Source organism: Marinobacter shengliensis, from assembly GCF_003007715.1.
Classification (GTDB): domain Bacteria; phylum Pseudomonadota; class Gammaproteobacteria; order Pseudomonadales; family Oleiphilaceae; genus Marinobacter; species Marinobacter shengliensis.
The window spans coordinates 514,895-538,051 of the sequence record NZ_PXNO01000027.1 but is presented as its reverse complement, the minus strand read 5'-3'; the positions used below and the strand labels follow the sequence as shown (position 1 = coordinate 538,051).

The window sequence follows — 23,157 nt, the reverse complement described above, 5'->3', positions numbered from 1 at the left end:
TCAGCCACGCTAACGGGCGCCAACGACCCCCGGTTCCATTTCAAGCTCAACCCCGAAGGTTTCCTGCACAGACCGGCGCACCTCGTCCGCCAGCGCCAGCACCTCGGCACCAGAGCCCCCCGAGTGGTTGATCAGCACCAGAGCCTGTCGGTTATGAACACCCACCCGGGTATTGCGAAAGCCTTTCCAGCCAGCCTGGTCAATCAACCAGGCCGCAGCCAGTTTGACACCCTGCTCTACCGGATAGAACACCACGTCAGGAAAGCGCTCCCGTAACCTTTCATACGCCGCCTGAGTGATCACCGGATTCTTGAAGAAGCTGCCGGCGTTAGGCAAGACGGCGGGATCCGGCAGCTTGCGGTGCCGCACCGCCATCACCGCTTCAGCAACCTCCAGAGGCGTAAGGGCGTTAACATCGGTATCCCCCAGATAATCCTGAAGATCCCGGTAATCCAGCTTTAATGGCAAGGATCGGGAAAGTTTTAACCTGAGTTCAAGGATGATGTAGCGGCCAGGCTGCCGTTTGAACAGGCTGTCACGGTATCCAAACTGGCAATCGCCGGCGGCCAGGGTAACCACACCCCGGGTAACACGATCCAAAGCTGTCACACTTACCAGGGTATCGCCAAGTTCAACACCGTAGGCACCAATGTTCTGCACCGGCGCAGCGCCGGCGGTGCCCGGAATCAGAGCCAGGTTTTCTATGCCGCGGTAACCCGATCGGGCAGCGTATAAAACCGCCTCATGCCAGTTCTCACCAGCCCCCAGAACCAGTACGGCTTCGTCGCCGTTTACTTTTTCCCAATGCCGGCCCCGAATCTGTATGTGCAGGACGGCACCGTCAAAATCGCCGGCGAACACAAGGTTACTGCCACCACCGAGAATAAGGGTGTCCAGTTCGCGGGCCTCAGCCCAGGCCAGTGCCGCGGTCAGGTCATCCACGCCGGCAATCCGGATCAAATAACGAGCCCGTGCCGCAATCGCGAGTGTATTCAGCTCACGCAGATCAGCATGCTCGGTGACCCTCAGCGCGCCATTCAAGCCAATCGCCCCCGGATATCCTCCAGTAAGCCTTGACTGGCTTCGTGAATCAGGTCAAGCACTCGCTCAAAACCGTCCTCACCGCCGTAGTATGGATCCGGCACCTCGGCCTGGCCGGACTCACCAAACTCAAGAAAAAGGCGAGGTTCGGTGCCGCCATTCTGGTGCCAGATATCCCTGACATCGGCCAGGTTCTGCCTATCCATAACCAACACGTAATCAAACCGGTCCAGGTCTTCAGCCACAATCTGCCGGGCCCGCAAGTCACTGATATCAACACCGCGACGGTCTGCCGCCGCCATGGCCCGGGCATCCGGTGATTTACCAATATGCCAGTTACCGGTGCCACAGGAGTCAATGTGCAGGTGTTCTGTCATTCCCTGCTCAGTGACCAGTTGCCGGAACACCCCTTCCGCCGTTGGCGAACGACAGATGTTACCCAGACAAACAAACAACACACTGACCTGGTCAGGCATAACCTCCTCCTGCTTCTATCAAAGCCCGCACCCGGGCCAGATCCTCTTCGGTATCGACGCCCGGTGCGGGCGGTCGATCAGCAATATCCACGTGGATGTGAGCACCGTTATACAAGGCCCGGAGCTGTTCCAGCGCTTCCACCTGTTCTGTCGGTGCCGGCGGCCAGCTGACAAACTGGCTGAGCACACTGGCACGGTAGCCATAAATGCCAATGTGCCGGAAGTAACCAATGCCTTCGGGTAAGTCTACGTCCGCCACCGACGCGTTGGCGGGCCAGAAGTCCCGCGCCCAGGGGATGGGTGCTCGACTGAAGTAGTGCGCCATGCCCCGGCTATCGAACACCACCTTCACCACATTCGGGTTGAATACCTGCCGGGCGTCGTGGATACGCTCGCACAGGGTGGCAATGCTGGCTTCAGGGTAGTAGTCGAGATTATCGGCCACCTGGTTGATCAGCGCCGGCGGTATCAGCGGCTCGTCACCCTGGACGTTAACCACCCGGTGGTCCGGGTCCAGCCCCAGTTTTCGGGCAACCTCCTCAAGCCGATCCGTTCCACTGGCGTGGTGTGGTGACGTCATGACTACCTCGGCACCGAATGCCTGGCACGCTGCCTCAATACGCTGGTCGTCGGTGGCAACCACGACCCTGCTCGCCCGACTTTCCTGGGCGCGTTCACATACGTGCTGGATCATCGGTTTGCCGGCAATCATGGCCAGAGGTTTACCGGGTAACCGGCTGGATGCGTAGCGGGCGGGGATGACAACGGTAAATGACATGCGGATGCGTCCTGCTGGCGGGTGTGTCAGTGCTTATCAAGCCGTTCGTCAGTACTCAGGGTACGGGCCTCTACGGCCAGCATGACAGGAATTCCCTCACGAATCGGAAACGCCATGGCGTCCTGGTAACAGATCAGCTCGGTACGGGCATCGTTGAGCTTGAGTTCACCCTTGCACACCGGGCAGGCCAGCATGGCCAACAGTTTCTTATCCATGGTTGGTTCTCTCAGTATTTTGTTGATGCAACTGCCCAGAGCAGGCTCTGAGCCGTTCCAGAAAGCGATGTTCAAAAGGTTCCGACAGACAGGCATCCACCGTCAATACCCAGGCGTTATCGGGGGCAAAGCCCCGGCATTTGACCGAATCCTTCGCGGTCATGACCAGCCACTCGCCAGCGCTGGAACCAAGGTCTTCCGGGCGGAAGCGGTGATGATCGGGAAAAGCCGCTTCGGTGACCTGTGCTCCCAGGTTCCTCAGTGTGTCAAAGAAACGTCCCGGGTTGCCTATTCCGGCAACCGCACGCACTGACCGGCCCCTGAGCTCTGAGGGCGCCAGAGTCTGCCCGGAGTTCAGGTTCACCAGCGACGCCGGCTGCAGTGACATGGCATGGATCTCTGGATGCGCAACGCCGGCAAACTCGTCGATCTGCTGACCCGACGGCGGGCACTCTTCACCATTGAGAATCACAAAATCCACACTCGAGAGCCGTGTTACCGGTTCGCGCAGGGGGCCCACCGGAATCAGGGCACCGTTACCAATGCCCCGGCCGGCATCGAAAACCGCCAGTTCAATATCCCTGGGCAAGCGGTAATGCTGCAAGCCATCATCACAGATCAGGACATCGCCGAGTTCCTGCTCCAGGGCCCAGTGCCCACCGCGACAACGGTCGGGATCGACCACCACCGGGCACCCCGTGGCCAGCGCCAGCATCAGCGGCTCATCACCGCAGACCGATGCCGGCGTGGTGTCTTTTACCAACAGAGGATAATGATCGCTTTTGCCGCCGTAGCCCCGGCTCAGGATAACCGGATGCCAGCCGTCCTGCTTCATGCGTTGCACCAGCCGGGCGGTAAGGGGGGATTTGCCGGTACCACCTGCGGTGATATTGCCAACCACTACGACCGGCACGGGTAAGCTTTCATTGCGGGCCTGCCAGGCTTTCCGGCGTTTCGATTCAGACACCACACGGTACAGCCAGGCCAGTGGGCCGAGGATGGCCAGGGGCTTGCCCTGGCCATACCATAAGCGGTCAATGCGGCTGCTGCTCATGCATGCTCGCTGAACTGGATCTGATGCAACTGGGCATAGGCGCCATCTGCCGCCAGCAATTCCTCATGCGTGCCGGATTCGACAATATGGCCTTTGTCCATCACCAGTATCCGGTCCGCCTTTTCGATGGTGGACAGGCGGTGGGCAATGACCAGCGTCGTCCGGCCTTGCATCACCGTCTCAAGGGCTTCCTGAATATGCCGCTCCGACTCTGTATCCAGTGCCGAGGTGGCCTCATCAAGGATCAGGATCGGGGCGTTCTTCAGCAGTGCCCGGGCAATAGCCAGGCGCTGGCGCTGGCCGCCAGACAACATCACACCGTTATCCCCAATCATGGTATCCAGGCCTTCCGGCATCCGGTCGATAAACTCCAGGGCATGAGCCTTGGCGGCGGCTTCCCGGATTTCTTCACGACTGCAGTTGCGCAAGGCACCGTAGGCGATGTTGGCGGCAATGGTGTCGTTGAACAGCACCACGTTCTGGTTCACCAGAGCAATCTGGGAACGCAAACCCTTGAGCGAGAACTCCTTGAGAGACCTGCCATCGATTCGGATGTCACCCTCGGTGTACTCATAGAATCGGGGTAGCAGGCTGACCATAGACGATTTACCACTGCCCGAACGGCCGACCAGTGCCACACTCTGCCCGGCCGGCACGCTCACTGAAATGCCGTCCAGGACATTATCCAGTTGATCACGATAGCGGAAGCACACCTTATCGAACTCAATATGGCCTTCCACACGCTCTGGGGTGTATTCGCCGCGATCTTCCTCTGGCTGCTCGTCCATGGTTTCAAACACGTCATAGGCCGCAGCCACGCCCTTCTGAATCTTGGCGTGCACCGAGGTTACCTGGCGAATGGGCTTGGCCATGGTCGTCGCCGCGGTAATGAAGGCGATTAACTGGCCGGTACTCATCTCACCACGGATTTCCGGAGACAACATGGTCCAGACCAGCGCGGCAATGGCGATAGCTACCAACACCTGGATGACCGGCACGCTGATGGCCTGAGTAGAGGCCATTTTCAGGCTTTGTTTGAGGTTCTGGTCGCTGACTTCCCGGAAGCGTTCACGTTCGTAGTCTTCCCCCCCAAAGGTTCGCACCACCCTGTAACCGGATATGGATTCTGAAGCCACGTGGGTGATATCACCCATCGACCCCTGAATACGCTTACTGATTCGGCGAAAGCGCTTGCTGGCGTAATTCACCACCAACCCGATCACCGGCCCCACGGTCAGGAACACCAGGGTCAGCTTCCAGTTGGTATACAGCATAAAGCCAAGCAAGCCGACGATGGTCAGGCCTTCGCGGAGGGTGATGGTGATGGCGTTGGTTGAGGCCTCGGCCACCTGCTCCACATTGAAGGTAAGCTTGGACACCAACCTGCCAGAAGCATTGTCATCATAATACCGCGACGGCAGTGTCATCAGGCGATCGAACACATCATTACGGAGGGCATTGATTACCTGCCGCCCGACGTAACTGATGAAGTATTGACTGAAAAAGGTGCCCACCCCCCGCAAGGCGAAAATGCCGACAATCAGGCCCGTCAAGAACAACCGGTTCTGATCCGTCGGATTCTCAATGGCGGTAATCACATACTCCATGGCAGCTGCCATGCCTGTGGAGGCCGCAGCATAGATAATGTTCCCCAGCACCGCCAGGGAGAACGCGAACCAGAAGGGTTTGACATAGGCGAGCAATCGTTTGTAGGTTGCCCAGCTTCCGGTTGGCGGTACCTTCAGCGGTTCCGGCCTTGCATCGATCACGGATTCTCAGCCTCCCGCTCTGTGGTTATGCTCAGTTTCGCAAACCCCAGGCGGCCGGCCACATCCATGGCGCGCACAACGTATTCATGGGGAGTTCTGGCATCGGCCGTAATGATAAACGGCAAGCTGTTGTCTCCCTCAGCTAATTCCCTGACACCCCGCTCAAGGGTTTCACGCCGATTATTGACCAGGGTCCTCTCGTTCAGGATGTACTGGCCCTCAGCATTGATCACCACATCGATCTGCCTTACCTCAGAGGGCGAAACCGGTTCGCCGCTCGCCTCGGGCAAATCCACCTGCAGGTGGCTTTCCCGGGTAAAGGTGGTTGACACCATAAAGAAAATCAGCAACAGGAACACCACATCGATCAGTGGCGTCAGGTCAACCCCGACCTCCTGGCTTCTCTGGCGCTTGAACTTCACGGTGTTCAGGCTCCTTCCACGTCGATTTCACGGTCGCCATGAACCACTTCCACCAGCTTGATGGCTTCCTGCTCCATGTTGACGACCAGCTCATCAACGCGACGAATGAAGTAGCGATGACAAATCAGGGCGGGAATAGCCACGCTCAGGCCCGCGGCCGTAGTGATCAGCGCTTCCGAAATACCGCCAGCGAGATTACCGGCGTTACCCACGCCCGCCAGCTGAATTTCCGCAAATACTTTGATCATACCGATGACCGTACCCAGCAAGCCCAGCAGCGGTGTAATAGTGGCAATGGTACCGAGGGGGTTCAGGAAGCGTTCCAGATCATGGATGACCTGGCTGGCTTCATGCTCAATGCTCTCTTTCATGATCTCCCGGCCGTGCTTGGCGTTGATCAGCCCGCCAGCGAGTATACGGCCCAGCGGTGAGGAGCCCTGAAGCGCCTTGAGCTTGCGCCCGTTCAGTTCTTTTTTCTTGATCCAGCGCCAGAGTTCGTTAATCGATTGTGGGGGCGCTACCCTGGAGGCTCGCAGAGTCCAGAATCGCTCCAGAACAATGGCAAGCGCCAGGATGGAACAGGCAACAATGGGCACCATCAGGATGCCACCGGCTTTCAACAGCTCGAACACGCTTGATCTCCCTGATTAATTACAAGCCGCGCTACTTTAGCATAGCTGCCGGTTCAGGCCACACCCGGAATGTCACGGTATTTTACATTGGTCACGGGTCAGCCCCGGACCCTGGATCCAAAACGGAACCGTGTGGCGTAGCTCACTGATTTTCGGGCCATGCTTACTCAAGGTAATGACGATCTCTCCGGAGCAGGCGGTGTTGAGTGGGCGAGCATTCGCCAGCTGGTACCGGGCCACCACATCAGGATGGGGGTGGCCGTATCTATGCCGATAGCCCGCTGTGTAGATTACCCAGTCGGGCGCGACACGATCGATCCACGGTGCAGAGGACGATGTTTTGCTGCCGTGGTGCGGCGCAAGCACCAAGCGGAAATCCACTGCCTTGCGCAACCACGGCACCGCGCCGGGGGCAAGCATCTCTGCCTCTACCCGTTTACTGATATCCCCGGTAAGCAGCACGTCAGAACCACTGGCGGGATGGTGAACCCGGACCACACAGGACGCATCGTTTCCGGTGCGCTCGGCTTGGGACTGCCAGAATTCGAACACCACCCCATGCCACTCGAACGGCTCTGACCGACACTGTCCTACCGATTTCCCCGGCACTTCGTCCAGAATCCCGGCCACGACTTCCGGCTCACCGCTCTGTATCTGCCCCACATCTACGGCTTGTACCAACTGTACCAGGCCACCGGCGTGGTCACTGTCACCGTGGCTGATTATCAGACGATCAAGTTTGTTAATCCCCAGGGCCCGGAGGTTCGGAAGCAGTGTCGAGTCAACAGCCGAAAACACACCCCGTACTTCCGGCCCTGTGTCGTAAACCAGTGCCTTGCGCCCCACACGCACCAGAACAGACAGACCCTGGCCGACATCCCAGACACGAAGTTCCGGCTCCACCACCTCTGGGTTAATGGCGGCAGGCCTTGTCAGCACCGCCGTGACCGCCCAGGCCCCGACTAACGCCACGGTCATCAGGCGAAAAACCCTGTCAGGGAAACGGAGCAGCAGAACGACGACAGCCGCCAACAATGCCAGCAAAAAGGGTGATGCCTCTGGCGTTAATACGGACACTGGAGCCGTCAGTTGCTCCACCCACTGCAGCCAGGCCATCAACGGGCCCAGTACTGCATCGAGCAGCAAACTTACCCAACCCGTCACCGCGCCACCAGACACCAGCACCAACAAAGCACCTGCGAACAGCACCGGCATCACAACCAGCGATACCCAGGGAATCGCCACCAGGTTTGCCACCAAACCGGCCAGCGGCTGGCTCTGCCCAAGCCCGGACAACAATGGCCACAAGCCCGCAAAAACCGCTACCTGTGCCAACACCAGCCCCTTGAGCCAGCCGGGGCCTGCCAGACGCCCGCTGAATATCGCCAGCAAAACCGCCACTGCACCAAAGGACAACCAGAATCCCTGATCCAACGGCGCGAACGGGTCAAGCAACAGCACCAGAAACAAGGCCGCGCAGAAGGGCCGCCAGACACTGGCCTCCCGGGCCAGCAGCAGGTACCAGCCGCCAACCAGAACCATGATCAGGGCTCGGCGGGTTGGTACGGTAAACCCGGCAACCAGTGCATAGAGAAGGCAACACAGGATAACCAGCGCAAAGCCTGCGGTTCGCCTGCGCCGCTCATCCAGCCGGTGCGCAGACACTGACAAAGTGATTCGGCGGCCAACCAGGCCGGCACCAACCGCCACCAGTCCCAGGTGCAACCCTGATATCGCCACCAGATGAATCGTGCCCGTGGCCCGAAGCGTTTGCCAATGCTGATCGGTGAGATAACCGCGGTGACCAATCAGTAACGAGGCAATCAACGGGTATTCACTGGCATCGGAAAAACGCTGATGAACCTGCTCAGCGACCGTTTGATGCCAGGCGTGGTACCGGCAATGCCAGCCGCAATGGAGGTCCTGGTCCAGGGCGACCGCCCGAACGCTTCCGGTTGCCCGGTACCCTTTCCTGAACAGCCAATCCTCATAGCGAAACCCCTCGGGGTTCAGGTTGCCGTGCGGCCGTTTAAGGACCACCTCCAGCCTCAGCCGATTGCCGGGCAGCGCCTGATCATTCCGGCCATACCAGGAGAGACGCACTCTGCGAGGCAGTACCAGTGCGGCGCCCTGTTGGTCGTCACTGTGCCAACTGACAACACACACGCTGAAGCGTAAACTGTTGAAACTGCCAGGCTGCGGAAGCTCACAAACATACCCTGAAAGTTCCAGACGCTTGCCTTCCATCCCCGCTGGCAGCCGTTCCGCCAGGCGCGCTTCCGAATGCCAACCAGCCCAGGCCAGACCCAGCAAAACCAGCGCCATTAATCGGGCCAGACGGCGCATGGCGCCATGACTGATCAGGAGAGACACGCTAACCGTTATCATCCCGGCCAAAAACAGCCACCAGGACGGTGGTAAAAGCGTTAGTTGATACAGTAAGATAACGCCGCACGAGAACGCGACAATGCCGGGCGCGCCGACTACGCTGTGTTCAGGCGTTTGGTGAGTATGAAACAGACCGGACAATCCTTGTCCTCCAGTGCATTAGCCCGGCGCGCTCAGGGTGCCGGAAGTTATCCATTCCGAAGCAACAGGCCGAACTTCCTATGCCCAAGAAGTTCATGAAACGGTATCTGCCTTCCCCGGAAAAAGTGCAATCCATCGAATCATTGCGCTTTCTGGGCGATATCCTTCATGAACCCAACCTGTGGCACATCAACCGGCACAGTGTGTCTCGCGCCTTCCTGATCGGGCTATTTCTCAGTTTTATCCCGATGCCATTCCAGATGGCGGCAGCAGCAGGCATGGCCATCTGGATCAATGCCAACCTGCCGTTGTCCGTCGCCCTGGTCTGGATCAGCAATCCGTTGACCATGCCGCCCATCTTTTACTTTAACTACAAAGTAGGCGCCTGGATTCTGGACCGCCCCGTGCTGGCTTTTGAATTCCAGCTCTCTTGGTCCTGGCTGAGCAGCCGCCTGATGGAGATTGGCGTGCCGCTCTATGTCGGGTCAATTGTGGTCGCGACCGCTGCGGGTTGCAGCGCCTATCTGATCATCCAGTACCTTTGGCGGCGTAAAATCCGCACAGACTGGCAGGTTCGGCGCTTTTCAAGAAAAGCCTGCAAGAAGGCCCGTAATCAGGCTTCCTGAACCAACCGCCCTTGCTCCAGTCGCAACACCCGGCCGAGGCTCCGCGCCATTCGCATATCGTGGGTGACCATCACAAAGGCAATGCCAGACTGCTCTCGTAAATCCTCAATCAGAGCCCTGATACCCTCGCCGGTATGTTCGTCCAGGTTACCGGTTGGCTCGTCCATCAACACACATTGGGGCTCGTTGACCAGTGCCCGGGCAATGGCCACCCGCTGGCGCTCACCGCCTGACAGCTCCGAGGGCTTATGCTTCAATCGTTCGCCCAGGCCAACCCGGACCAACAAGGCTTCTGCCTTTTGCCTGGCAACCGCGAGTGACTGCCCCCCCAGCGCGCAAGGCATCATCACATTTTCCAGCGCTGTGAATTCCGGCAACAGATGATGGAACTGGTAGACAAAGCCAAGGTGGCCATTGCGGAAACGTGCCCGGCCGGCCTCCGACAACCGGTGAATATCCTCACCACAGATATGAATCTGGCCGGATGATGGCCGGTCCAGGCCGCCAAGCAGGTTCAGCAACGTGGTTTTACCAGCACCACTGCTGCCCACGATGGCAACGGTTTCGCCTGCCGACACTTCCAGGGAAATGTCGGAGAAAATCGTCAGTGTCTCGGGGCCCTGGTCGTAGGTTCGGGTAACCTGGCGGCAGTCGATGACCAAAGGCTTGCTGGTGGTCATTTCCACTTCACTCATAACGTAACGCCTCTGCCGGTTCGACCCTGGATGCCCGCCATGCCGGGTAAATCGTTGCCAGCAGGCTCATCACCATTCCGGCACTGCTGATGATTGCCACATCCTGCCACTGCAACTGGGACGGCAGGTAGCTGATGAAGTAGACGTCGGCACTCAGGAACTGGTGCCCCATCAACCCCTCAAGCCAGGAAATGAAAGCGCTGATATTCAGGGCTCCGAAGATTCCGAGCGCGGTTCCCATCAGGGTGCCAAAGATACCTATTACAGCGCCCTGAATGATGAAAATTCGCATAATGCGCCCGGGTGTCGCCCCCATGGTTCGCAGAATCGCGATGTCTGCGGTTTTGTCGGTGACTACCATGACCAGGGTGGAAACAATATTGAAAGCGGCCACGGCCACAATGAACATCAGCAACAGGCCAATCATGGTCTTTTCCATCCGGATAGCCTGGAACAGGTTTCCGTGAGTACGGGTCCAGTCCGACACGTAGTAACGCCCCCCCAGATCCTGCGCAACCTGATTGACCACGCGCGGGGCCGCGAACAGGTCATCCACGAGCAGGCGCACGCCCTCGGCACGGCCACCGGTTCGCATCAGGCGGGCCGCATCATCCATATGAATCAGCGCATAGTTGCCATCCAGCTCGGCACCGACACTGAATATGCCTTTGACGGTAAATCGTTTGAGTCTCGGCAGTACGCCGGCCGGGGTTACCGAGGCCTCGGGCAGGACAACCGTCAGCTTGTCTCCGACCTGGAGCCTGAGGCTGTTGGCCATCAGCCGACCGATGATAATGCCGAATTCTCCCGGCTTGAGTTCATCCAGGTTGCCTTCAATGAAGTGATTCTCAATGATCGATACCGTGGCTTCCTGCTCGGGCACAATGCCGCTTAGCATCACTCCCCGAACATCACCTCCGCCAGTCACCATGCCCTGGCCCTGGATAAAGGGCGCGGCCGCCAGTACCCGTGGATGCTCCTGTACGCGGCGATCGATCTCTTCCCAGTCTTCCAGCGGGCCCGACGCCCCCTGAATCGTGGCGTGGGGCACCATGCCCAGAATGCGCTGCTTCAATTCCCGGTCAAAACCATTCATGACGGACAACACGATGATCAGGACCGCCACGCCAAGCATCAGCCCGAGCATGGAGGTCAGGGATATAAAGGATATAAAGTGATTACGTCTCTTGGCTGCGGTGTACCGCAAGCCGATATAGAACGATAAGGGTCTGAACATGGGGAGGTGCCTGTCGCTACCTTCTGGCCTGTCGTGGTTTGGTACCCCGGATCACTCGCGAGCCTCCGGGAAACTGCTAAACTACTCTTTACCAATAAAATTTCAGCCCGCCGGAGACAGAATGCCAGGCTCGCCTATCACGCCACCGATCACCGATGCCAAAGCCGACCGACGCGAGTATTTCCGGATCGAGGACCGTATTGGCCTTGAAATCCGCCGTCTCTCCGGGAACGCTGACAGCGAGCAGGATGATCCGTTCAATGGATCGCCACTGGAAAGCCTCAAAGCTGAATTCCGCCGGCTGGACCAGGACGTAAAAGCACACCTCGCCAGCCTGGCGGAACGTGACCGGCTACTGACCGGATTAATTAAATCCATGAACAGCAAGCTCGACACGCTGGCGCGCATTATCGCCTTTGAGCAAAATCCGTTGCAACCGGAGGACTGGCAGGATGTGACTCTCAGCGAGGGTGGCCTGTCGTTTTTCAGCAGCACCCCTGCCTGGAACCAGGGCGACCGTATTGCGGTACGTATGACACTGCCACCGGAACTCTATCAACCTCAAGCCATTGCAGAAGTTCTGAGCGCAGAGGTGGATGATCGGGGCGGAGCAAGGGTTCACACCGAGTTCGTTCAACTTGACGACAGTAGCCGCCAACAAATTGCCCGCCATGTGATGCGTTGGCAAATCCGGCAGCGGCAAAAAGAGTAAACTTTGAAAAAACACTGACTTTTGCCCGTTTTTTCGGGATATTACGTTTTATCCATGTCCTGCGGTATCGTTCGCGGGAACCAGGCATTAATGGAGAACCCAATGAAGAACAAGCGAAACCTGATCACCGCCGTGGCATTGACGTCCCTTATGTCGGCCGGCCTGGCATCCAACCTGCACGCCGAACAGCTGAAAATTCCCGTTGGCAGCCAGGCCGATCGCAGCCAGGTCAGCCTGCCGACCACCGGCATGACCCAGGCCTCGGTTCGCAACCGCTGGGGCGCTCCTCAGGATATCCAGGGGCCAGTAGGTGAGCCTCCAATCAGCCAGTGGCACTACTCCAATTTTATCGTCTATTTCGAACACGACCGGGTGCTGCACACTGTCGTCAAGCGCAACCGCTAATCCCCTCCGGACAAAGGTTCAATTTTCTCCGCCCATGGCCTGACGTTGTGGCAATGGTCAGATAGAATGGCGGCTTTTGCGAACCAAGGTGACAAATACAGTGACATCCAAGCGAGTGTTGCCTGCGGAGTGGGCGCCCCAAAGCGCAGTCATGTTGACCTGGCCTCACCCGGGCACTGACTGGGCTCGGATAATGAACGAAGTCGAGCCAGTTTTCCTGAATATTGCCCGGCAGGTGCTTCGATTTGAGCATCTGCTGATCAGCTGTGAATTCGTGGCACGGCTGCAGAAACTCGGCCAGGAACTGAACCATTTCGCAGAAGAGAATGGCCTTCCGGGGCGTGTGATCACCGTCCCGGCACCCGCTAACGACACCTGGGCGCGGGATCATGGCCCGATAACGGTCGACACCGGCGACGGCCTCACCCTGCTGGACTTCCGGTTCAACGCCTGGGGTGGCAAGTTTCCGTGGGAAAAAGACAACGCGCTTAACCAGCACCTGGCGAATGCCGGCGCCTTCGGCAACCATCGTTTGCAGTCTGTGGACTTCTTTCTGGAGGGCGGCTCCATCGAATCCGACGGCCAGGGCACGGTCCTGACCACCAGCGAATGCATGCTGACACCGTCCCGAAATCCCTCCATGGACCGCTCGGCTATTGAACAGCTGCTGTCGGAACTTCTGGGGGCCGATCGGATTCTCTGGCTGAACCACGGCTACCTGGCCGGTGACGATACGGATAGCCACATCGACACCCTGGCTCGATTCTGCGCCCCCGACCACATCTGCTACGTCACCTGTCCGGACGCAGCCGATGAACATTACAGCGCGCTGGCGGCCATGGAAGAAGAGCTGCAGGAGTTCCGACAGAAGGATGGCAGCCCCTATAAACTGACTGCCCTGCCCTGGCCGGATGCCATCCATGATGAAGACGGCGATCGCCTGCCCGCCACCTACGCCAACTTTCTGATCATCAATGGCGCGGTTCTGTTGCCTGTGTACGATGTACCGCAAGACCAGGAAGCCATCCGAATCATGGCCGGCATTTTCCCTGACCGGGAGATTGTTGCGATCAACTGCCGCCCGCTGATCCACCAGCACGGCAGCCTTCACTGTGTCACCATGCAGATTCCCGCAGGAGTGGTCACGCTATGACTAGCCGGCCCGAGAACCCGCAGCTGAAGATTGCTGCTATCCAGCAAAAGTGTACCGACGACAAGGCTGCCAGCCTCGCCACGTCTGAGAAACTGATCCGTGAAGCCGCCAAGGGCGGCGCACAACTGGTGGTGCTGCAAGAGCTGCATGCCACGCTGTATTTCTGCCAGACAGAAGACACAGACATTTTTGAACTGGCGGAGCCCATTCCCGGCCCCACCAGCAACCGGCTGGCAGACCTCGCTGGCGAACTGGAGATTGTCCTGGTCGGCTCCATCTTCGAACGGCGCATGAACGGCGTCTACCACAATACCTCCGTGGTGTTTGATACCGACGGCAGTCTGGCTGGCATCTACCGCAAGATGCACATCCCCGATGACCCGGGCTTCTACGAGAAATTCTATTTCACTCCCGGAGACGCCAGGGTCAATGACGGCCGCAGCGGCTTCACCCCGATCAATACCTCTATCGGAAAGCTCGGAGTTCTGGTGTGCTGGGACCAGTGGTACCCGGAGGCAGCCCGCCTGATGGCACTGGCCGGTGCCGATATCCTGATCTACCCCACCGCCATCGGTTGGGACATCACCGACGACCCCGAAGAACAGGCCCGGCAGCTGGAAGCCTGGGTCACGGTGCAAAGGGGCCATGCCGTTGCCAACAACCTACCCGTTATTGCTCCCAATCGTGTTGGCACCGAACCGGATCCCACCGGCCAGGGTGATGGCATCCGATTCTGGGGCAACAGCTTCATCTGTGGCCCCCAGGGCGAATTCCTGGCCAGGGGAGATGACCACAGCGAGTGCATTCTGACAGCCACCCTTGATCGCAACCGTACCGAATCCGTTCGGCGAATCTGGCCGTATCTCCGTGATCGTCGCATTGATGCCTACGAAGACATTCTGAAACGGGTACGGGACTGAGGCCTGCATGAAACAAAAGATGGACAGCGTTGTTACCGAACTCAACAAAATACTGTTGGGCAAGGACACCCAGGTTCGGCTGGCCCTGTGTGGATTACTGGCCCGCGGCCACCTGCTGATCGAGGACATTCCCGGGATGGGCAAAACCACCCTGTCCCACGCCCTGGCCAAGATCATGGGCCTGAGTTATCAGCGCATCCAGTTCACCAACGATCTGCTACCCGCCGATGTTCTGGGCTATTCCATGTATGACAAGCAGGCCGGCAGCCTAGTATTTCATCCGGGCCCGATTTTTGCCCAAGTTGTACTGGCAGACGAGATCAACCGGGCCTCGCCCCGTACTCAAAGCGCGTTGCTGGAAGCCATGGAAGAGCGACAGGTGTCCATTGAGGGCGAAACCCGGCCACTGCCCTCGCCGTTTTTCGTGATTGCCACCCAGAACCCCATCGAACAGGGCGGCACCTTTCCGCTGCCCGAATCCCAGCTTGACCGCTTCCTGATGCGCCTGCGCCTGGGGTATCCGGATCCGAAGGCCGAGCGGGAACTGCTGGAAGGCGAGGATCGCAAGACCCTCACAGACAGGCTCCAGGCCATCCTCCCCCACGACCAACTGCAGGCACTGCAAGGTGCCGTGGACGAGGTCACTGCCAGCCCGGCCCTGCTGGATTACCTCCAGCGTCTGCTCGAACAAAGCCGTCGCATGCCCGGCCTGCTGTATGGCCTTTCCCCGAGGGCTGGCCTCGGTCTGCTCCGGGCCGCCAAAGCCTGGGCACTGATGGCAGGCCGCAACCATGTGTTGCCAGACGATATCCAGGCGGTTTTCCCGTCCGTTGCCGAGCATCGCCTCGAGCAGGGAGAGTCCGGCAAAAGCAAAGAAAGGGTCCGGCAGCTGCTGACCACCGTCTCAGTACTTGAATAATTCCGCAATGCCCATATAGCGAAGCTTAATTGGCCGCATTATCGGAAACGAATGGCAGCCTGGTTATTTCATGTTAGCCTTTCGACTTCTTAATTAATCAACAGTCCGCACGGCCGGACTGAACCTGACTCCTAATTACCAGCGAGCATTCCATGAGCGAAACCCGACACTCACGACTGATCATTCTTGGCTCCGGCCCGGCCGGCTACACCGCTGCCGTGTATGCGGCCCGCGCCAACCTGAACCCAACACTGATTACCGGTATTGAAGTGGGCGGTCAGCTCACCACCACCACCGATGTGGACAACTGGCCGGGCGATAACGATGGCGTTCAGGGCCCGGAACTGATGCAGCGCATGCAGATGCATGCTGAACGCTTCGAAACCAACATTATCTACGACACCATCAACGAAGCTGACCTGAACAACCGCCCGTTCCGGCTGAAAGGTGATGGCGGAGAGTACACCTGTGACGCCCTGATTATCGCCACAGGCGCATCTGCCATGTATCTCGGGCTGGAATCCGAGGAGAAGTTTAAAGGTCAGGGCGTGTCGGCTTGCGCCACATGCGATGGTTTTTTCTACCGGAAACAGAAAGTCGCGGTGATTGGTGGCGGCAATACGGCAGTGGAAGAGGCTTTGTATCTCTCCAACATCGCTGACGAGGTGACCCTGGTTCATCGCAGGGACAAACTGCGAGCCGAGAAGATCCTGCAGGATAAACTGTTCGAGAAAGCAGAAAACGGCAATGTGAAGATTGTCTGGAACCATACGTTGGACGAAGTTCTGGGCGATGGCACCGGCGTTACCGGCATGCGCATCCGGAGCATGGAAGACGGCAGCACTCAGGATATGGAACTGGCCGGTGTCTTCATCGCCATTGGCCACAAGCCCAACACCGGCCTGTTTGAAGGCCAGCTCGAGATGGATAACGGTTACATCCGCATCAATTCCGGGCTCAATGGCATGGCAACCCAAACCAGCATTCCCGGCGTGTTTGCCGCCGGCGACGTGGCTGATCATGTATACCGCCAGGCGGTTACTTCTGCCGGTTTTGGCTGCATGGCCGCCCTGGATGCTGAAAAATTCCTGGATCAACAGGACTGATCCAGGTAATCGCAACATGACGTCGCTACCCTGGCTGGACCCGGATCAGCTCTGGTTCCCCCCGGCAGACGAAGCACTGGACGACCCGGACGGCCTGCTGGCCCTGGGTGGCGACCTGTCATCAGAGCGACTGTTGCTGGCTTATCGCAACGGCATCTTTCCCTGGTTCAGTGACGACCAGCCCATCCTCTGGTGGTCGCCCAACCCACGGTGCGTGCTCTTCCCCAACGAGATTCATATCTCCCGTAGCCTGCGGCGCACCCTGAACCAGCGTCGTTTCGAGGTCACCGCCGATCAGTGTTTCAGCCGGATCATCCGCCTTTGCGCCAATACCCGTGCCGAGGGCACCTGGATCACCGATGACATGGTCACCGCGTACACCAGGCTACACCGGCAAGGCATCGCCCACTCCATTGAAATCTGGAATCAACAGGGCGAGCTGGCTGGCGGCATGTACGGCCTGGCCCTGGGGCGATGCTTCTTCGGAGAGTCGATGTTTTCTCTGGAGACCAATGCCTCCAAAGTGCTCATGGTACACCTTGCCAACCAACTGGCGGTCTGGGGCTACCAGATGATGGACTGCCAGGTTGAGAGCAGCCACCTGCTGAGCATGGGTGCCAGGGCTATCCCGCGGGCGGAATTTTTATCTATACTCAGGGCATGTGTGGATCGGAAAGCGGATCAGCCAGACTGGACATTCACCTGGCGCTGGCCTGGCCCGGAGGCATGAATGAGCAACCTCAGAACCCTGGTTTTCTTTGCAACACCAGCCCATGATTGCAGCTACCTGCCAGACCGCGAAGCCACCACCATGTTTGTGGACCCACGGGCCCACATCGACAAGAAACTCTACAGCCAGTTGACGGCCCTTGGCTTTCGTCGCAGCGGCTCACATTACTACCGCCCCCACTGTGAAGACTGCAATGCCTGTGTACCTGTTCGCCTGAAAGTGGATGAGTTCAAACCTGATCGCAATCAACGGCGGGTGCTGCGCAAGAACCAGGACCTCAGTTGCAGACTGGTGCCAGCCGCCTTCAGCGAGCGCTACTATCGCCTCTATGCCCACTATATAGAAGAACGCCATGAGGACGGAGACATGTACCCACCCTCCCGGGAGCAGTTCATGTCGTTTCTGGTAGAGGGGGCAACAGACTCCTGGTTCCTGGAGATTTCCCTGGACAGTGAACTGGTGGGGCTGGCCGCCGTGGATCTGCTGGACGATGGCCTGTCGGCCATCTACACCATATTCGCCCCGGAACTGGAACACCGAAGCCTGGGAACCTTTGCCGTGCTCTGGCAAATTGAAGAAGCCCGCCGGCGGGAATTGCCCCATCTTTATCTGGGGTACTGGATCAAAGAATGCCGGAAAATGAACTACAAAACCCGCTTTACCCCGATCGAAGCCCTGCGCGACGGCCACTGGCGAGAGATGCAATTGGACTGATTTTTGCCAAACGTTAAGAAATCAGGCAGAATTGCGCAATTTAAAATCACCGAAAGCATTCCCGAACGAGGTTTTTACTGAATGGCGAAATCAGATGTCATTGAAATGGAAGGGGTTATTATCGACACCCTTCCCAACACCATGTTCCGCGTTGAGCTGGCCAACGGTCACGTTGTAACCGCTCACATCTCAGGAAAAATGCGCAAGAACTACATCCGCATCCTGACAGGCGACAAGGTCAAGGTTGAGCTGACTCCCTATGACCTGAGCAAGGGCCGCATTGTGTACCGCGCCCGTTAATGCTCCAGTGACATCTGAAAAGCCCCGCTTCTGCGGGGCTTTTTTGTTAGATCTGGTAAGTCGGGCGTTCGCTGACCATCATTCGCGGTTCTGATCCGAGCATTCCATGGCACCCGGGTTTGTATAACAACGTATCTTGCGCAGAATCGTCATCATATCTTCGTGATAAACAGCGGCGGCCAACTGGGCCTCTTGCCCTTTATTCGACAGTAGATCTATGCGTACCTGCCTGAGCATTTCCTGATACTCCAGCATGTCCTCCGGACCAATATCCACCCACCGATCACTTGGTATACGGTCCTCGAATTGCCGAATAACCCTGATGGCATCAGGATAGAGCCGGGCCATCAGTTTCCGGGACTCCCGAACAAACTCGGGACTGAATGCACCTTCCCGCGCCACCAGCTGTATTGTCACCTGACCGACTGGGTAGCGAATGATGCCACCCCGATCGCCTGCCCCACGGAACATTTCAAGCACTTCCCAGGCCGCTGCCGGCGCATAGCTCATGTCAGCCTGACCTGAGTTGAAAACCCGGGCAAAGTTCGAGATCTTCGCCGGCACCGGCTCGGCACCCACAAACTCCACCATATGTCGGGCATCATGGTGGCCTTCAAAAACCGTGATGCGTTTACCCTTGAGCGCTTCAACGTGGTTAATGGCCCGGTCATTGACGAACAGGTAAGCCGCGCCCATGGGCGCGACACCAAGCACCTCATAGCCATCCTGGCTCAGGTGCCTCGCGATACGCGGGCTGGCAAGACCATGCAGCAAGACCCGCAAGTCTTCATAATAAGGTACAGCACCGATGGCGCTGATCGAACCGGTAAAATCGTTGAAATGCCGCACCCCCATATCGGTGAGTGCCACCAGGTCACACTGGCCCTCGCGAAAGTCCCTGATGGCCAGGTCTTCATCGGTGTAGGGCTGCATCACCAGAGATGTACCTGCGGAGACTGCGCCGCGCTGGTAATCACGAAGTAACTGATAGACAAAGCCGTTAGCGCCGGCCACATCAAATACGCAGAACTGCTTTCTTTCGGTAGCCGCCAGTGCCGGGCGAACCAGGAGCACCAACAGACCAAAAATCACTGCCAGGGTAAGGGAGAATTGACGGAACGTCCTCATTGGGCTGCTTCCTTATCGTTGTTATTGGCAAACCGTGGCAAATCACCACGCATTCTTTGCCTTAAACTGACAGAAGTTGCCCTGAAATGGATTGACAGCACGGCCAGGCGCTGGGGCATGCTTCGGTCAACCGGTTAACAGCCAGCCCACCTGCACCAAGACAGCGCCCGTCAAGGCGCACCACAAAAAAAACCGCTGCCGGACATAGCCCGGCAGCGGCTTCCATTACCAACGATTGCGGTCAGACCGCTTCGGCTGGCTCGTCCTCATAGTCAAAGACCAGTTCATCGTCCTTCAACTGAATGAACACGTCCCCGCCCTTCTCCGACAATCGGCCAAACAGGATCTGCTCAGCCAGCGGCCGCTTGATCTTGTCCTGAATCAGGCGAGCCATCGGTCTGGCACCCATGGTGACATCGTAGCCCTTCTCTGCCAGCCAGGATTTAGCCGCATGGTCCACGTGCAGCACCACGTGCTTCTCATCCAGCTGGGCCTGAAGTTCGGTCAGGAACTTGTCGACTACGTGGGTGATCGTTTCCTTCTGCAGGTCGGCAAACTGGATAATGCCGTCCAGGCGGTTACGGAACTCCGGCGTAAAGGTCTTGGTGATCACTTCCATGCCATCGGTGCTGTGATCCTGCTCGCTGAAGCCAATGGAACGGCGAGCCATACTCTCGGCACCGGCGTTGGTAGTCATCACCAGAATCACATGGCGGAAATCGGCCTTCCGACCGTTGTTGTCGGTCAGGGTGCCGTGGTCCATCACCTGCAGCAGCAGGTTGAACACTTCCGGGTGCGCCTTTTCAATTTCATCCAGTAACAACACGCAGTGCGGGTGCTTGTTAACCGCCTCGGTCAGCAGGCCACCCTGGTCATAGCCGACATAACCGGGAGGCGCACCAATCAGCCGAGACACGGTATGCCGCTCCATGTACTCAGACATGTCGAACCGCACCAGCTCAATGCCAAGCACCTTCGCCAGCTGTTTGGTCACTTCTGTTTTACCAACCCCGGTTGGGCCCGCAAACAGGAAGGCGCCTTCCGGTTTCTCCGGCGCTTTCAAGCCGGCACGGGCCAGCTTGATCGCCGTGGCCAGAGATTCGATGGCCGGGTCTTGTCCGAATACCACCATTTTCAGATCGCGCTCAAGGTTACGCAGCAGATCCTTGTCGCTGGTGGACACGTTCTTCGGCGGAATCCGGGCGATGTTCGCGACCACGTCTTCGATGTCGGTAACATCAATGGTCTTCTTGCGCTTGTCTTCCGGCTGCAGGCGCTGCCTTGCGCCGGCTTCGTCGATCACATCGATGGCCTTGTCTGGCAGATGCCTGTCGGTAATGTAGCGGTCCGCCAGCTCAGCAGCCACCCGAAGCGCCTTGTCGGTGTACTTCAGGTCGTGGTGCTTCTCGAAGCTCGGCTTCAGCCCTTTGAGAATCTGGTAGGTATCCTCGACACTTGGCTCGTTCACATCGATCTTCTGGAAGCGACGTGCCAGAGCACTGTCTTTCTCAAAGATGCCGCGGAACTCCTGGAAGGTGGTGGAGCCGATGCAACGCAACTCCCCGGAGCTCAGCATGGGCTTGAGCAGGTTGGACGCATCCATCACCCCGCCCGAGGCCGAACCTGCTCCAATGATGGTGTGGATCTCGTCAATAAACAGAATGGCGTGATTCTGCTTCTTCAGATCACTCAGCAAGCCCTTCAGGCGCTTCTCAAAATCGCCCCGGTACTTGGTGCCCGCCAGCAGGGCGCCCATATCCAGGGAATACACCACCGCATCGGAAATGATCTCCGGTACCTGGCCATCCACAATTCGCTTGGCCAGTCCTTCGGCAATAGCGGTCTTGCCAACACCGGCCTCGCCCACCAACAACGGATTGTTCTTGCGACGACGCACCAGTATCTGGACCACACGCTCTACTTCGTGCTCGCGACCAATCAACGGGTCGATGCGGCCCTGACGGGCCTGCTCGTTCAGATTGGTGGCATAGCTTTCCAGCGGCCTGGACTGGGAGCCTTCCTCGCCGGCCTCTTCATGGGCAGCATGGTCCGCGCCTTCCTGGTCTTCCGCGCCCTGAACCCGGGAGATACCGTGGGAAACGAAATTGACCACATCAATCCGGGCGATGCTCTGCTTCTTCAGGACATATACCGCCTGGCTCTCCTGCTCGCTGAAGATAGCCACCAGTACATTGGCACCGGTCACCTCTTTTTTGCCAGAGGACTGGACGTGGAATACCGCTCGCTGCAGCACGCGCTGGAATCCCAGCGTTGGCTGGGTTTCACGCTCGCTGTCTGTGCTTGGAATTAATGGTGTAGTGGAGTCGACAAATTCGACCAGTTCATCTTCAAGGCGCTTGAGATCTGCACCACAGGCTTTGAGGACACCCACCGCCGATTCGTTATCGAGGAGAGCCAGCAACAAATGCTCGACCGTCATGAATTCATGGCGCTTATCACGGGCATTTTTGAAGGCCGTATTCAGCGTAATTTCAAGATCTTTGCTCAGCATGGGCCACCCCGCCGTCTATCAGTCCGCACGTTCAATCTCGCAAAGGAGCGGATGCTCGCATTCCGAAGAATACTGGTTCACCTGTGCCGCCTTTGTTTCCGCGATGTCACGGGTATATACCCCACATACGGCTTTTCCCTGCGTATGGACGAGCAGCATCACCTGCGTCGCCTTTTCTTCGTTCATTCCGAAGAACTTCATCAGTACATCCACCACGAAATCCATGGGTGTGTAGTCATCGTTCAGGAGCACAACCCGATACCGGGCCGGGCGCTTCAGAGCTGGCTTCTCGGGCGCAACACTAACACCTTCATGACGCCCGGGCTGTTCGTCCTCCCCCTGATTAAATACTAGTAGAGAATTCTCAATTGTCCGCATGGTTCTGTTTACCGGTTATTCGGTTTCCTGACTAAATGTGGTTGCCCGCAACCCGGTTTTCAAGCGAAAGCCCGGTTCAAGCGTGAGTTATTTATCAGTACGGACATGATACCGCTTCCGGACCTTGTTGAACCACTCATTCGGCGACTACTGCCCCTTGACTCGAGCCCGGGTTTGGCCGACAGTTAAGGTGCATTGTAAAATAATGTAAACCTGTGCAACCGGCATGTAACAGCAAGCGACACCTGCCATGCCGAATCGCACCATTTATGACCCGGCCCGTCCGGGTCTCAGGCAGCAATTCCAATAATAAGAGTGACAGCAAAGGAACAGGGGAGTTCATCATGCCTAGAGGCAAGGTCAAATGGTTCAACAACGCCAAGGGATACGGCTTTATCATCGAAGACGGCTGCAGCGATGACCTGTTCGCCCACTTCTCTTCGGTGCAAATGGACGGCTACAAAACGCTGAAAGCTGGCCAGGCGGTCACCTTTGAGAAAAAGCCCAGTGACAAAGGGGTGCACGCCGTCAATATCGTTCCTGACGAAACTCAGGCGAAGCAGCCCTCTGAAATTGGGGGCAAGCAGTCTGAGCCGTCCTCCCGGGACCAATCGTCAGGCCGGGACGGATATCCGCCCAGAGCCGTTAACGCCTGAGAAGGCGCCTTGGCCAATCACTCTCACCTGCCAGTTCAGCTGGCAGGTAC

At 57.9% G+C, this 23,157-nt stretch carries 25 protein-coding genes; 11 read left to right on the top strand and 14 right to left on the bottom strand.

The features are described from left to right. Positions 1–9 precede the first annotated feature (9 nt). The 9 genes from murB to C7H10_RS15560 all read right to left on the bottom strand — a co-directional run bounded on the left by murB (position 10) and on the right by C7H10_RS15560 (position 8,916). The gene (murB, locus tag C7H10_RS15600; protein WP_106695579.1) at positions 10–1,041 is read right to left on the bottom strand and encodes a UDP-N-acetylmuramate dehydrogenase; all 1,032 of its coding nucleotides are present in this window, start codon (positions 1,039–1,041) and stop codon (positions 10–12) included. Further along, positions 1,038–1,517, bottom strand: coding sequence for a low molecular weight protein-tyrosine-phosphatase (locus C7H10_RS15595; protein ID WP_106695578.1), 480 nt, complete (start codon positions 1,515–1,517; stop codon positions 1,038–1,040). Before C7H10_RS15595 ends, murB begins: the two co-directional genes overlap by 4 nt. Next, positions 1,510–2,295: a 3-deoxy-manno-octulosonate cytidylyltransferase gene (kdsB, locus tag C7H10_RS15590; protein ID WP_106695577.1), complete on the bottom strand. Its 786-nt coding sequence runs from the start codon at positions 2,293–2,295 to the stop codon at positions 1,510–1,512. Before kdsB ends, C7H10_RS15595 begins: the two co-directional genes overlap by 8 nt. 26 nt (positions 2,296–2,321) lie before the next feature. After that, a complete protein-coding gene (locus C7H10_RS15585; protein WP_011785222.1) occupies positions 2,322–2,510 on the bottom strand; it encodes a Trm112 family protein in 189 nt (62 codons plus the stop codon). Beyond that, entirely contained in the window at positions 2,503–3,564 is a 1,062-nt protein-coding gene (gene lpxK, locus C7H10_RS15580) for a tetraacyldisaccharide 4'-kinase (RefSeq protein WP_106695576.1), read from the bottom strand. The genes C7H10_RS15585 and lpxK overlap by 8 nt, the downstream gene beginning before the upstream one ends. Then, positions 3,561–5,333, bottom strand: a complete 1,773-nt coding sequence (gene msbA, locus C7H10_RS15575) for a lipid A export permease/ATP-binding protein MsbA (RefSeq protein ID WP_106695575.1) — start codon at positions 5,331–5,333, stop codon at positions 3,561–3,563. The genes lpxK and msbA overlap by 4 nt, the downstream gene beginning before the upstream one ends. Beyond that, the gene (locus C7H10_RS15570) at positions 5,330–5,755 is read right to left on the bottom strand and encodes an ExbD/TolR family protein (RefSeq protein WP_058089567.1); all 426 of its coding nucleotides are present in this window, start codon (positions 5,753–5,755) and stop codon (positions 5,330–5,332) included. The genes msbA and C7H10_RS15570 overlap by 4 nt, the downstream gene beginning before the upstream one ends. A gap of 5 nt (positions 5,756–5,760) precedes the next feature. After that, the gene (locus C7H10_RS15565; RefSeq protein ID WP_058089566.1) at positions 5,761–6,387 is read right to left on the bottom strand and encodes a MotA/TolQ/ExbB proton channel family protein; all 627 of its coding nucleotides are present in this window, start codon (positions 6,385–6,387) and stop codon (positions 5,761–5,763) included. Between the two features lie 72 nt (positions 6,388–6,459). Beyond that, entirely contained in the window at positions 6,460–8,916 is a 2,457-nt protein-coding gene (locus C7H10_RS15560) for a DNA internalization-related competence protein ComEC/Rec2 (RefSeq protein WP_167392916.1), read from the bottom strand. Positions 8,917–8,996: 80 nt separating this feature from the next. On the opposite strand from C7H10_RS15560, the gene C7H10_RS15555 reads away from it, so the two are divergent. Then, positions 8,997–9,542, top strand: a complete 546-nt coding sequence (locus tag C7H10_RS15555) for a DUF2062 domain-containing protein (protein WP_106695574.1) — start codon at positions 8,997–8,999, stop codon at positions 9,540–9,542. Here the strand turns inward: C7H10_RS15555 and C7H10_RS15550 are convergent. Together C7H10_RS15550 and C7H10_RS15545 are read right to left on the bottom strand one after the other, a co-directional pair. Further along, entirely contained in the window at positions 9,530–10,237 is a 708-nt protein-coding gene (locus C7H10_RS15550; protein ID WP_106695573.1) for an ABC transporter ATP-binding protein, read from the bottom strand. The genes C7H10_RS15555 and C7H10_RS15550 overlap by 13 nt on opposite strands. After that, on the bottom strand, positions 10,230–11,474 hold the full coding sequence (locus tag C7H10_RS15545) for a lipoprotein-releasing ABC transporter permease subunit (protein WP_072677503.1): 1,245 nt from the start codon (positions 11,472–11,474) through the stop codon (positions 10,230–10,232). The genes C7H10_RS15550 and C7H10_RS15545 overlap by 8 nt, the downstream gene beginning before the upstream one ends. 121 nt (positions 11,475–11,595) lie before the next feature. Here C7H10_RS15545 and C7H10_RS15540 point away from each other — a divergent pair, with 121 nt between their 5' ends. From C7H10_RS15540 to infA, 9 genes are all read left to right on the top strand, one after another. Next, complete coding sequence (locus tag C7H10_RS15540; protein WP_061331002.1) at positions 11,596–12,186, top strand: PilZ domain-containing protein; 591 nt, start codon at positions 11,596–11,598, stop codon at positions 12,184–12,186. A gap of 102 nt (positions 12,187–12,288) precedes the next feature. After that, positions 12,289–12,591: a hypothetical protein gene (locus C7H10_RS15535; RefSeq protein WP_106695572.1), complete on the top strand. Its 303-nt coding sequence runs from the start codon at positions 12,289–12,291 to the stop codon at positions 12,589–12,591. A gap of 100 nt (positions 12,592–12,691) precedes the next feature. Continuing rightward, positions 12,692–13,744 (top strand): agmatine deiminase family protein, encoded by a 1,053-nt coding sequence (locus C7H10_RS15530; RefSeq protein WP_106695571.1) that lies wholly within the window; start codon positions 12,692–12,694, stop codon positions 13,742–13,744. Then, the gene (locus C7H10_RS15525; RefSeq protein ID WP_106695570.1) at positions 13,741–14,664 is read left to right on the top strand and encodes a carbon-nitrogen hydrolase; all 924 of its coding nucleotides are present in this window, start codon (positions 13,741–13,743) and stop codon (positions 14,662–14,664) included. The genes C7H10_RS15530 and C7H10_RS15525 overlap by 4 nt, the downstream gene beginning before the upstream one ends. Positions 14,665–14,671: 7 nt before the next feature. Then, entirely contained in the window at positions 14,672–15,583 is a 912-nt protein-coding gene (locus C7H10_RS15520) for an AAA family ATPase (RefSeq protein ID WP_061330998.1), read from the top strand. A gap of 152 nt (positions 15,584–15,735) precedes the next feature. Next, the gene (gene trxB, locus C7H10_RS15515; RefSeq protein ID WP_061330997.1) at positions 15,736–16,689 is read left to right on the top strand and encodes a thioredoxin-disulfide reductase; all 954 of its coding nucleotides are present in this window, start codon (positions 15,736–15,738) and stop codon (positions 16,687–16,689) included. Positions 16,690–16,705: 16 nt separating this feature from the next. Next, positions 16,706–17,419, top strand: a complete 714-nt coding sequence (aat, locus tag C7H10_RS15510) for a leucyl/phenylalanyl-tRNA--protein transferase (protein ID WP_106695569.1) — start codon at positions 16,706–16,708, stop codon at positions 17,417–17,419. Further along, complete coding sequence (locus C7H10_RS15505) at positions 17,420–18,133, top strand: arginyltransferase (protein ID WP_061330995.1); 714 nt, start codon at positions 17,420–17,422, stop codon at positions 18,131–18,133. An 81-nt stretch (positions 18,134–18,214) separates the two neighbouring features. Further along, complete coding sequence (gene infA, locus C7H10_RS15500; RefSeq protein ID WP_058089554.1) at positions 18,215–18,433, top strand: translation initiation factor IF-1; 219 nt, start codon at positions 18,215–18,217, stop codon at positions 18,431–18,433. 78 nt (positions 18,434–18,511) lie between these two features. On the opposite strand, the gene C7H10_RS15495 is transcribed toward infA, so the two are convergent. The 3 genes from C7H10_RS15495 to clpS form a co-directional block, all read right to left on the bottom strand. Continuing rightward, entirely contained in the window at positions 18,512–19,561 is a 1,050-nt protein-coding gene (locus C7H10_RS15495) for a putative solute-binding protein (protein ID WP_244178303.1), read from the bottom strand. Between the two features lie 241 nt (positions 19,562–19,802). Then, on the bottom strand, positions 19,803–22,073 hold the full coding sequence (gene clpA, locus C7H10_RS15490; RefSeq protein ID WP_058089552.1) for an ATP-dependent Clp protease ATP-binding subunit ClpA: 2,271 nt from the start codon (positions 22,071–22,073) through the stop codon (positions 19,803–19,805). An 18-nt stretch (positions 22,074–22,091) separates the two neighbouring features. Next, a complete protein-coding gene (clpS, locus tag C7H10_RS15485; RefSeq protein ID WP_061330994.1) occupies positions 22,092–22,451 on the bottom strand; it encodes an ATP-dependent Clp protease adapter ClpS in 360 nt (119 codons plus the stop codon). A 344-nt stretch (positions 22,452–22,795) separates the two neighbouring features. On the opposite strand from clpS, the gene C7H10_RS19435 reads away from it, so the two are divergent. Continuing rightward, a complete protein-coding gene (locus C7H10_RS19435; protein WP_058089870.1) occupies positions 22,796–23,107 on the top strand; it encodes a cold shock domain-containing protein in 312 nt (103 codons plus the stop codon). The last annotated feature ends 50 nt before the right edge of the window (positions 23,108–23,157 follow it).